Source organism: Rhodocytophaga rosea (genome assembly GCF_010119975.1).
Lineage (GTDB): Bacteria > Bacteroidota > Bacteroidia > Cytophagales > 172606-1 > Rhodocytophaga > Rhodocytophaga rosea.
Window position 1 is genome coordinate 7,959,146 of record NZ_CP048222.1, and the last position, 11,994, is coordinate 7,971,139.

General features: G+C 42.6%; 7 protein-coding genes. 4 read left to right on the forward strand and 3 right to left on the reverse strand.

Annotated elements, in window-relative coordinates:
- Positions 1-8: 8 nt before the first annotated feature.
- From GXP67_RS32605 to GXP67_RS32615, 3 genes are all read left to right on the forward strand, one after another.
- Complete coding sequence (locus GXP67_RS32605; RefSeq protein ID WP_162446991.1) at positions 9-3,212, forward strand: efflux RND transporter permease subunit; 3,204 nt, start codon at positions 9-11, stop codon at positions 3,210-3,212.
- Positions 3,205-4,638, forward strand: a complete 1,434-nt coding sequence (locus GXP67_RS32610; protein ID WP_162446992.1) for a TolC family protein — start codon at positions 3,205-3,207, stop codon at positions 4,636-4,638. The genes GXP67_RS32605 and GXP67_RS32610 overlap by 8 nt, the downstream gene beginning before the upstream one ends.
- Before the next feature lie 241 nt (positions 4,639-4,879).
- Positions 4,880-5,407: a GNAT family N-acetyltransferase gene (locus GXP67_RS32615; protein ID WP_162446993.1), complete on the forward strand. Its 528-nt coding sequence runs from the start codon at positions 4,880-4,882 to the stop codon at positions 5,405-5,407.
- A gap of 31 nt (positions 5,408-5,438) precedes the next feature.
- On the opposite strand, the gene GXP67_RS32620 is transcribed toward GXP67_RS32615, so the two are convergent.
- The 3 genes from GXP67_RS32620 to GXP67_RS32630 form a co-directional block, all read right to left on the reverse strand.
- Positions 5,439-7,745: a DUF7133 domain-containing protein gene (locus tag GXP67_RS32620; RefSeq protein WP_162446994.1), complete on the reverse strand. Its 2,307-nt coding sequence runs from the start codon at positions 7,743-7,745 to the stop codon at positions 5,439-5,441.
- Between the two features lie 247 nt (positions 7,746-7,992).
- Positions 7,993-9,672, reverse strand: coding sequence for a sensor histidine kinase (locus GXP67_RS32625; RefSeq protein ID WP_162446995.1), 1,680 nt, complete (start codon positions 9,670-9,672; stop codon positions 7,993-7,995).
- A gap of 198 nt (positions 9,673-9,870) precedes the next feature.
- Positions 9,871-10,272: a response regulator gene (locus tag GXP67_RS32630; RefSeq protein WP_162446996.1), complete on the reverse strand. Its 402-nt coding sequence runs from the start codon at positions 10,270-10,272 to the stop codon at positions 9,871-9,873.
- Positions 10,273-10,668: 396 nt separating this feature from the next.
- Between GXP67_RS32630 and GXP67_RS32635 the strand changes: the two genes are divergently transcribed.
- Positions 10,669-11,868: a CehA/McbA family metallohydrolase domain-containing protein gene (locus tag GXP67_RS32635; protein ID WP_232064730.1), complete on the forward strand. Its 1,200-nt coding sequence runs from the start codon at positions 10,669-10,671 to the stop codon at positions 11,866-11,868.
- Positions 11,869-11,994 lie beyond the last annotated feature (126 nt).

Genomic DNA, 11,994 nt, shown 5'->3' on the forward strand with positions numbered 1-11,994 from the left:
AAGAATACATGTTTAATAAGTTTATACACAGGCCGGTATTTGCAATTGTCATATCGGTCATGATAGTCTTTATTGGTATACTGGCTATCAAAAAATTACCTATTTCTCAATTCCCGGATATTGCCCCCACCACAGTAAATATATTTATTGCTTACCCCGGTTCCAGTGCAGATGTACTGGTTAAATCTACGCTGATTACTCTGGAACAGGCTATCAACGGTGTGCAGGATATGCGCTATATCGCTACTGATGCCACCAGTGCCGGGGAGGCTACCCTGCGGATCATTTTTGAACCCGGCACTGATCCCAATGATGCGGTGATTAGAGTAAAAACAAGGGTAGATCAGGTGATGCCGCTTTTGCCCGAACTGGTTCAGCGGGAAGGGGTAATTATTACTCCCATCCAGCCCAGTATGCTGATGTATGTCAATCTCTATTCTAAGGAAAAAAGCATGGACGAAAAATTCCTGTTCAACTATGCCACTGTTAAAATGATCCCTGAAATCCAGCGGACCAGAGGGGTAGCCAGGGCACAAATCCTGGGTAGCCGCCGGTATGCTATGCGCGTCTGGCTGAATCCTGACCGCATGCGGGCTTATAACATTTCCGTAGAGGAAGTAATGACAGCCTTAGGAGAACAAAGTATTATCGGACGTCCGGGCAGGTTAGGTCAAAGTTCAGGTATCGCTGCCCAGTCGCTGGAGTATGTGCTTACCTACAAAGGACGTTATAACAAACCCGAGGAATATGAGAGTATTATTATCCGGGCCAATCCGGAAGGGGAAAGCATACATCTGAAAGATATAGCGACTGTAGAGCTGGGAAGTGAATTCTTTGATATCTATTCTAACCTGGATGGCCGTCCTTCGGCAGCCATTGTATTGAAACAGAACTATGGCAGTAATGCCAGTGAGGTAATTGAAGAAGTAAAAGCCAAACTCGAAGACATGAAAGGCTCTTTTCCTCCGGGAATGGATTATAAGATCAGCTATGATGTGTCTCAATTCCTGGACGCTTCCATCGAGCAGGTACTGCATACCTTACGGGATGCTTTTATTCTGGTTGCCTTGGTGGTGTTTATATTCCTGGGTGACTGGCGTTCTACTCTGATACCCATTCTGGCTGTTCCGGTATCTTTAATAGGAGCATTTTTTGTTATTCAGTTTTTTGGCCTTTCCATCAATTTAGTTACACTTTTTGCCCTTGTACTGGCGATAGGTATCGTAGTAGATGATGCCATTGTGGTGGTAGAGGCCGTGCATGCTAAAATGGAAGAAGAGCCACATCTGTCACCATATAATGCAGTTAAAAAAGTATTGGGTGAGATCAGTGGCGCTATTATCGCCATTACGGCTGTAATGGTGTCGGTATTCTTGCCTATTTCATTTATGTCTGGTCCGGTAGGTACTTTTTACCGCCAGTTCTCTATTACTATGGCCAGTTCCATTGTTATCTCGGCCTTAATTGCTCTTACCCTGACACCAGTACTGTGTGCCATGTTGTTAAAGAATCATCATGGACATGCGAAAAAGAAAAACCTGCTGACCAAATCACTCGATAGTTTTAACAGGGGTTTTGATAAACTTACCGGAAAATATGTGGGTTTGTTGAAGTTAATTGTCAATAGAAGGGCCGTTACATTCGGGATATTACTTGCATTTGGTGCAGGTATATTTTTCGAAAATAAAATTTTGCCGGCAGGATTTATTCCCAATGAAGACCAGGGGACAATTTATGCCATTATTCAAACTCCTCCCGGTTCTACCCTTGAAAAAACCAACCAGGTTTCCCAGCGGCTTCAGAAAGTGTGCGAAGAGATCGATGGCGTGGAATCAGTATCTTCTCTGGCTGGTTACGAAATTATGACGGAAGGTCGGGGGTCCAATGCAGGTACTTGTCTGATCAATCTGAAACCCTGGTCGCAGCGCCACCACAATGTAAAGGAAATTATGGAAGAGCTGGAGGAAAAATCCAAGGGACTGGGAGCCATTGTCGAATTCTTTGAACCACCGGCCATTCCCGGCTTTGGTACTTCCGGCGGTTTTTCGATGCGATTACTCGACAAAACAACCGATACGGATTACCGGGAATTTGATAAAATCAATAAGGAATTTATGGATAATCTGGCTAAACGTAAAGAACTCACCGGCTTATTCACCTTTTTTGCGGCCAATTATCCGCAATACGAACTAGAGATAGATAATAATCTGGCTATGCAAAAAGGCGTGTCTATCGGAAAAGCGATGGACAACCTTAATATTATGATTGGCAGTACCTATGAACAAGGCTTTATTAAGTTCAATCAGTTTTTCAAAGTGTACGTTCAGTCTGATCCCAGCTTTAGAAGACTTCCTTCCGATCTGTTAAAACTTTTTGTTAAAAATGAAGCAGGCGAAATGGTACCTTATTCTTCGTTCATGAAGCTGAAAAAAGGACAGGGACCCAATGAAATTACCCGTTTCAATCTGTATAATTCCGCAGCTATTCAGGGCCTTCCAGCAAAGGGATATACTACGGCAGATGCCATTCAAGCCATCCGGGAAGTGTCCAGCAAGACCTTGCCAAAAGGATACGACATTGCTTTTGAAGGTCTTTCCTATGATGAATCCATCCGGGGCAATGAGGCGCTATATGTGTTTTTGATTGTATTGATGTTCGTGTATTTTGTGTTGGCTGCCCAGTATGAGAGTTTTATTATTCCACTAGCGGTGGTGTTTTCGCTACCTGTTGGGGTATTTGGTTCATTTTTATTACTCAAGCTGATGGGGCTGGAGAATAATATCTATGCCCAGATCGGCCTTATCATGTTGGTGGGGCTTTTAGGTAAAAACGCTGTGCTGATTGTAGAATTTGCTGTTCAAAAGCGTCAGCAGGGAGCAACCATTCTGAATGCCGCCATTGAAGGAGCCAAGGTCCGTTTCCGTCCGATCTTAATGACCTCCTTCGCCTTTATTGCCGGATTGATTCCCTTGATTATTGCCACGGGTGCCGGAGCCATTGGTAACCGAACGATTGGTGCGTCTGCCTTGGGTGGTATGTTATTTGGAACCATTTTCGGGGTTATCATCATTCCCGGATTGTATTACATATTTGCCCATCTGGCAGATGGCCGTCAGCTGATTAAGAATGAAGAAGAAGCTCCTTTAAGCGAAAACCTGGTTCATCAATTAGACGCTTTTCCTGTAACTGAAGAAAATACGAATCATGCATAAAAAACTCATATATAAATTTCTGGGAGTAGTATGTCTGTCGCTGGCTTTTTCGGCCTGTACCACTCCTTCACTCATGACCAAAACAGAAAACAGGGCCGTCCCTGCGCGTTACATCAACTCGCAGGACACGACCAATACAGCAAAAGTCAGATGGCAGCAGTATTTTACAGACCCCAACCTGAATGCGCTGATTGATACGGCCCTAAAAAATAATCAGGAACTCAATATTACCTTACAGGAAATCCAGATTGCCAGAAATGAGGTAAGAGCCAGAACAGGGGAATATTTACCTTTTATAGGTTTACAAGGGGGGGCAGGAGTGGAGAAGGCTGGTAGATATACTTTCCGGGGTGCAACAGAGGCAAGCACGGATATTGAACCCGACAAAGAAATGCCGGACCCTTTTCCAGATTTTATGATAGGTGCATTTGCATCTTGGGAGGTAGATATCTGGCATAAGCTGCGGAATGCTAAAAAATCCGCCTTAACAAGGTATATGTCTAGCGTTCAGGGTAGAAATTTTATGGTAACGAACCTGATTGCCGAAATTGCTACTTCTTATTATGAATTACTGGCCCTGGATAATCAGCTGGATATTGTAAAACAGAATATTGAAATCCAGAGCAATGCCCTGGAAATAGTAAGGTTGCAGAAAACAGCTACCAGGGTAACTGAACTGGCCGTACGCCGGTTTGAAGCACAAGTGCTCAATACGAGAAGCTTACAGTACAATATTCAGCAACGGATCACAGAAGCGGAGAACAGAATCAACTTTCTGGTCGGTAGATTTCCTCAGCCTGTGCAACGAAACTCACAGTCTTTCAATGATTTGGTGCCGGATAGTATTTATGCCGGCATACCCTCACAATTATTGGAAAACCGACCGGATGTTAAGCAGGCAGAACTGGATCTGGCAGCTGCTAAGCTAGATGTAAAAGTGGCCAAAGCTAACTTTTATCCCTCCTTGCGCATAACCGGAGGCATAGGATTACGAGCCTTTGATCCATCTTATTTGCTTAAAACCCCCGAATCCATGCTTTTCTCGCTGGCCGGAGATCTGGCTGCGCCCCTCATTAACAGAAATGCCATAAAAGCTGCCTATTATAGTGCCAATGCCAGACAGATACAGGCTGTTTATAATTATCAGCGTACGATTTTAAACGCCTATATTGAGGTGGCCAATCAACTCTCAAATATCAATAACATGGGACAAAGTTATGAATTGAAAGCGCAGGAAGTGGAGGCACTTACCCAGTCGATCACCATTTCCAATAACCTGTTCCGATCTGCCAGAGCCGATTACATGGAAGTATTGCTAACCCAGCGGGATGCACTGGAATCAAGATTTGATCTGGTTGAAACCAAAATGCAGCAACTGAATGCCATGGTTAATATTTATCGGGCATTGGGTGGTGGATGGTATTAAATAAGCAAGATTAATTATATTATTAAGTTCAGGTGGCATGCGTCCGGGAAAGTACATATACTTTTCCGGACGCATTTTTATGTAGAAATCTAACTATTCTATTTTCTTTCCGAAAACTAACCTCTTCATTCAAACTACATGTTTTTCTTGATAATGTATTATTACTATTTTTAGGGCCAATAAATTTGTTAGCATTGTAAACTTTGCTCAACAGTGTAAAAGTATACCCAACGAAATATCAATGAACTTTAGAGAAGCCACCCAACAAGATATCGAACAGATTGCTTTACTTCATACCAGAAGCTGGCAGGAAAATTACCAGGGAATATTGCTGGATGAATACCTAAACAATGAGGTAAAACAAGACAGATTAAAAGTCTGGAAAGAGCGTCTGGAGCACCCAAAGGAAAATCAATATATACTGGTAGCAGAAGAGAATGGCTTCATCTGCGGACTGGCTTGTGTATTTGCCAGCCATGATCCGGTTTGGGGCTCTTTGCTCGACAATCTGCATATATTATCTACATACAAAGGGAAGGGGCTGGGGAGAAAATTATTGCGGTCTGCGGCTGCCTGGGCGTATGAGCAAGATGCCACACAGCCATTTTATTTATGGGTGTATACCAGGAATGTAAGCGCCCGCAAATTTTACCAGCTGATGGGAGGGGTGCATGAAGAAACCACTGAAGTAGAAAACCCAGGGGGAGGCTATGGAGAAGTTCACCGTATTGTGTGGAGAGATATTCCTGCACTACTTAGTAGCCAATAAGGTTTTTCTTTGTACTGCGTTTCCTACTTATCTATTGTTGCGGCTTAACTTTCTCCAGTTCTTCCCAGGTCCAGAATTGAGTTCTGCCTGCGGATTGTTCCCTGGCCTTTTTTACTTCTTCGGGCTTTACTAAAATCCTGGATAAAAACTCTGGTGAAGAGGAGGTGGGGAACCCTCTGTCGGATAATCCCAGATCGTAGCGTACATAACTGAGCACAGAAGCAATCCAGGCATCTTCATTTGCTCCCATAGGCGGCATTACATCCGGATATGTTTTTCCTTCTACTGGTCCGGTCAATCCATGCAGCAATATTTTAATCATACCCTCTTTGTTTTCCATCATCCGCCGGAAATTGACTACCAGGGGCGGGGCAATCTGGCTGGGTAAACCTTTTCCATCACCTCCATGGCAGGTGGCACAAAGGGATTTGAAAGTAATCGCTCCATCGAGTATCATTTTGCGGCTGGCTACATCCAGGTTACCCAGTTTACGTCCGAATTTTTTTACATCTGCATTCTTTTCTATGCTCTTTTGTACACCGGTCAGCATCTGGCTGGAGGCATTAATTGCAAGTAGATCCTGCGTAATTGCTTTTGCTTTATCTGAATTACTGTATTGCAGGGAAAGCAGTAACTGGGTGCGTACATCGTAACTTTCGTCCTGCTGAAGGGAAGCCAGTCTTTCAATGACCTGCGCATCATTTTTCTTCAGGTACGGCTCACTGATCCAAACCGCTGCCCTTCTGACCTGCGCATCTTCATCCTGCATGGCTTTGAGTAAAATCTCTTTATCTATTGCTCCTGATCCTTCCAGTGTCCACAGTGCATGAAGTCTACCTAGGGCGGTAGGTGTTTGAGTTAAGTTTCCTTTTTCGCCCATTGCCATCTGTTTCAGAAATGGCACAACTGATTGATCTTTGCGTACAATAATTTCTTTCTGGGCATTATCACGCCACCAGCCATTGGAGTGGTTCAGATAGCTTACCAGTGTAGTGGTAGGCTCTTTCAGCATTTGTGGGGCAGGGCCAGGCTTGATTCCTTCGTATACCAGCCGGTAAATCCTGCCCCGTTGTTTATTTTTATCAAGTCCTAAACGTTGGATTTGAGGACGCAAATAAGAACCAGGTGCGGTCCAGGTACCTTCCTGTATGATGCCCCTATTCATATCCACAATATACAGGCAGCCATCCGGACCTGTATAGGTATTTACCGGACGGAAGTTCATATCCGTGGAAGCAATAAATTCTTCCTGTTGATAGGCATTTTCTAGAGTGGTTTTTCCTTCTTTATTAACTACTTTCGCCCGGCGGATAATTCTGGCTACTGGTTCGTTAATCAGGTAATCTCCCACTAATGAATGAGGCAGGCGGTCGCCCCGGAAAATAGATTGCCCGTTGCCAGCCGTAAAATGATTAAGGGTAGAGTCAGGACGTAATCGTTTCAGGCCGCCCTGAATATCAGGTGTTTTGATGATAGGCCAAACGGGTCCAAACGTAGAATCTACATACGCGTCAGCAAATTCCAGTTGCCCATATACCGGATTGATCTGAAAACCAGAACCGGCATTTTCTCCTCCGGCCCGGCTAAAAAACAACCGTCCATAATTATCGTGGGTCAATCCCCATTGCCCATTGGAGCCGCTTACCAGTGTATCAGCTTGTAGTTGACCATCTACATAACTGAAACGGACCGGGTCAACGGTTACATAAATATAGTTGTCCAGATTCCAGTCCAGGCCACTGCGCTGGTGTTCGAGATTTCCGGGCGATTTTTTCCCTACCTTGTACACACACCGTTTCTGGTCAGCCTTTCCATCTCCATCACTGTCTTTATAGGCATAAATGTCGTAGGTATCTGTTTCGTTTACCAGCAATTCATTACCCACACACAGTACCATGCGGGGTAACATGAGTTTGTCGATAAACACAGAACTCTTGTCCATCTTCCCATCACCATTGGTATCTTCTAGCAGCATCACCCGGCTTGTGGAAACATGTTCGCCAGTGGTATCTACAGTTTGCATGTATGTTTCCATTTGTGCCACATACATTCTGCCATTTCCATCCCAGGTAAGGGCCACAGGTTCAGTTACCATCGGCTCACTGGCTACCAGTTCAAGGCGGTAACCAGCCGGAAGCCGGAAAGACTGTAAACTTTGCTCGGGAGTTAAAGGGAGGGGAGAGGGATTCTGGTTAACCGTCCGGGGCGTGGTAAAGGCCATTTCCTCTTTTACCTGATTGGATGATTCTTGTGGGGAAGTATTTTTGCTTACCTGACAAGTAATAACCAGCAAGGAAAATGCTGCCAGCAGGATTACGATCCAAAAAGTTCTTCTCATAAATACCTAAAAATAAATGGATATAAACAGTATATGCTAAAAGCAGAAATGAAAGCTTGTAACGAAGATCAGCTCTATATAGCTTACAAGTCAACATGTTCCTACATGATACAAGTACAAAAAAATATTGTTTTTCTCTGATAAATTTAGACCATTGGGGCTTTTTTTTCGACAACCCGGCTTTTTTATAATAACTTTTACTGAAGGAAATGACAGCCTTGAGTTAAAGGCTGTATGGGGCAATCAATTATGGAAACTGATTGGGTATCTCTATCATAAATCTAGTGCCTTTTCCTTCCTGTGATTCAACCTCAATTTGGCCATCTAATTTTTTGAGTACTTCTTTCACAATAAACAAACCTAATCCAGGACCTTTGGAATGGGAAGCAGACTTGGAAAATAGGTTGAATACCTGCGGAATAGCATTTTTCGATATTCCTACGCCATTATCGCGGATAACAAAAACAGCTTTTTCGCTGCTGCTGTTCACAGAAACATGAATGGCAGGTTCTCCAACAGTATTACTTTGAAAAGTAATACTGTTGGAGAACAAACTCTTAAAAATGATCCGGATTCTTTCCTCATCTGAATAGAAAGGCTGAGCTGCTTCAATATGAGTGGTAAGGCGAACCCGGTTAAATCCTTCAATGCGCTGGCAAGCCAGAAACTCTTCTTTGATCACTGCTTCCATATCAATAGGCTTGTATTCTAAACTAAAATGAGTATTGTTTGAATAGGTAAGAAGTCCATTTAATACCTGATGGAGCTTGTTGACTGTTTGCCACATGAGGGTAACATAATCCGGCTCATTGTCAGAGATCTGGTTTTGCTGAAGTCGGGCAATGGTAAGTAATCCTTTCAATGAACACAGAGGGCCTAACAGATCATGAGAAGCACGATAGACAAACAGGTCTAGTTCTGCTCTGGTTTTTTCCAGGACTTCATTGGTGTTTATCAGTTCTGAAGTCCGGAGCTGAACAATGTTTTCCAGTTCTTCTTTGGATTGTTGCAGCATCTGCCGGGCGAGCTCCTTTTCAGTAATATCCTGCGCCGAACAAATAATATACGTTTGTTTACGTTCATCCTGGTATTTAAAATTCCGGTATAACCAGAACATTTCCTGCTTATGAGCCGTAACTATTTGCATCATGCCACTCGCTACTTTTGTTTGATTGAACTGCTGTAAATAGGCATCACATGAGCATTTTACCTCTTCAGACAATATAGTTTGCAGATTTTTGCCAACCAGGTTTTCCTGCGTATATCCAAGGGTGGCAGCCATTTTCTGATTGACAGAAAGAATAACGCCATTCAGATCATGGGTAAAAATAAAACCTTCGATATTTTCAATGAGTTGCCGGTAGCGGTTTTCACTTTCGGCCAGGCGTTTTTTTTCTAATTCCAGCTGTTTTTTCTGCTTCTTTAATTCCATCCTTGCCATCACTTCGCCTGCCAGTATCTGTAGGGCTTGTTTCTGTTGGGAATTCAACTGGCTGGGTTTATAATTTATTACGCACAAAGAACCTAGCCGGTACCCCTCCGGTGTGATCAGCGGCATTCCGCAATAATATTGAATATGTGGATCGCCGGTTACCATCGGATTGCTGGAAAAGCGCTCATCTGTTGTTGCATCGAATACTTCTAACATCTGATCACTCTTAATGGTAAATTTACAAAAGGATATTTCCAGTACGGTTTCCGTTACATCCATACCTTGTTTAGATTTGATCCATTGCCGGTCAGCATCTATTAAAGTGATCAGCGAAACAGGGCAGTTGCATATATATGCCGCCAAACGGGTGAGCGCATCTAATTCTTCTTCAGGGGGAGTATCCAGAATGAAATAGCTTTTCAGGGCATTCAGCCTTTTTTCTTCTTCATAAGTGGAGGATACTGTGTGTGTTGCTGGGATCGTATCAATTTTCATGTTAAACAACTGGTCTTATGTCATTGCTGGTCAATGTATTGTTATAAAAACTATAACGAATAGTGCTTTAATTTAAGCAATCGAACAAACAATCCAAATAATCGGATAGAAACCAGAATAAATTTACAAGCTAAATCAGGTATACGGATGAACAATGGAAAGCTTTGAGAACCTTTATTTATAATATGAAATATGGAGTTAACAGTATCGGCTAATTTTTTCTTCAATGTCTTCTTTTCTGATGGGTTTTACAATAAAATCCACCACCATTTTATATTGTCTGGCAGTGATAGGATCTGCCGGATGGATGGACGAGGTAAAAATGATTACTTTGATTTGCTTCAGGCTTTGGGGAGCTAATGCCTGATACTCATCTAAAAACTCCCATCCATTTTTGACAGGCATGTTGATATCCAGCAGAATCAGCGACGGAAGTATGGAATGGCTGGCTTCCAGATTTTTGATGGTTTCCAGTGCTTCGTCTGCCGAATGGAATGCTTCCAGTTTGATATGTGGAAATTTTTGATGAAGCAGTTTATTCACAATCAGGCAATCAATTTCACTGTCGTCAATTACGAAAATTACCGGGGAAATATCCATAAAAAATAAGTCAGAACTACATTGCTAAAATTATTATCTGTAATAACTGGTCTGTAAAAATCATTCAAAGCTGTCAGGACCGGATAAAGAATAAAGCAATATGTATTGCAAGCTGTTACCGGTGCACATAAAAAATTAATACTGGGTATCTTTAAAAATAGTTACAGTAAAAAATGAATAGGTATTTCAAAAAATCGTATCTGCCCTGTGTGGGATCACAATAAAAATTATCTGATCTGAATGGCATTCATGGTTTCAGGCATTGATCGGATTGCCTGAATGCTGATACAGGCAACTCAGTATTTTCCCTAAAGAAAATAAAATTTATGGAATACCTTTCCATCTCCGGAATATTTCTTAAGATTTACTTTACTAACCATCTGCCTGCTTACGTATATGCGCCAGTTATTTTTCTTCCTGCTGCTCCTATTAAGTCATCTGCTATCAGCCCAGGAATCTGCGTTACAGTGGTATAAAGGCAATACTCATACGCACTCGTACTGGAGCGATGGAGACGACTTTCCTGAGATGATCATGGATTGGTATAAATCAAACGGGTATCATTTTATCTCACTATCCGATCACAATGTACTGGCTACCGTTGAGCGATGGAAGCAAATCCCTGCACATCCGTTCCGGCAGCAAAGATTGAAACAGTATATAGAAAAATATGGGCAAGAATGGGTAAACACCAGAACTGATTCAAGCGGCCAGACAGAAGTAAGACTAAAAACACTTCCCGAATATGGGCCATTATTTGAGGAAAAAGGCAGGTTTTTGATCATCCCTGCGGAAGAAATAACCGATGGTTATCAGGGTAAGCCGGTACACATGAATGCCATTAATGTAAAAGAGTTGATTCAGCCGCAGGGAGGTAATTCTGTAGCTGAAGTCATGCAGAATAACCTCAACGCCGTATATGCCCAACGGGAACTTACCGGACAACTTATGTTTCCGCATATCAATCATCCTAATTTCGGATGGGCTATTAAACTGGAAGACATGCTGGGATTGAAAGGAGAGCGGTTTTTTGAAGTATATAATGGGCATCCTCATGTGCATAATTACGGCGACTCTACAACTATGGGTATGGAAGAACTCTGGGATCGCCTGCAGATTCAGTATTTGAAGGATGGAAAACCGCTGCTGTATGGCCTCGCCACCGATGATGCCCATAATCACCTGGAGTATAAAGTCGGCTTAAGTAATCCGGGCAGAGGCTGGATCATGGTGCGTGCCAACGAATTAACTCCTGAAGCTATTATCAGCGCAATGGAGAAAGGAGATTTTTATGCTACCACTGGCGTAGAACTTCAGGAAATGAGTTTTGATGGAAAGAAATTAGAGGTAGAAGTAAAACCGGAGCCAGGTATTGAGTATACCATTCAGTTCTGGGGAGCCGGAAAAAAAGGGGGTCAGCCGAAAGTATTAAAAGAAGTAAAAGGTAGCAAGGCTACTTATTCGCTCCGGAAAAATGATTTGTATGTACGGGCAAAAATTCTGTCTACCAAGCCCAAAGTGAATCCATTTCAGGATGGAGACAGGGAAACCGCCTGGACACAGCCAGTCATTTCACAGAAATCATCAGGCAGATAAATCCCTCAAATTACAATAAAGGTTTTTTGGCTCTTTTATTGCCCTTTAAATAAGTAAATTGGCCAGTTTTAAATTACATCTCACTTTCATTTTCTTAGTTATCAAAATTATTTGAATCAATATTTC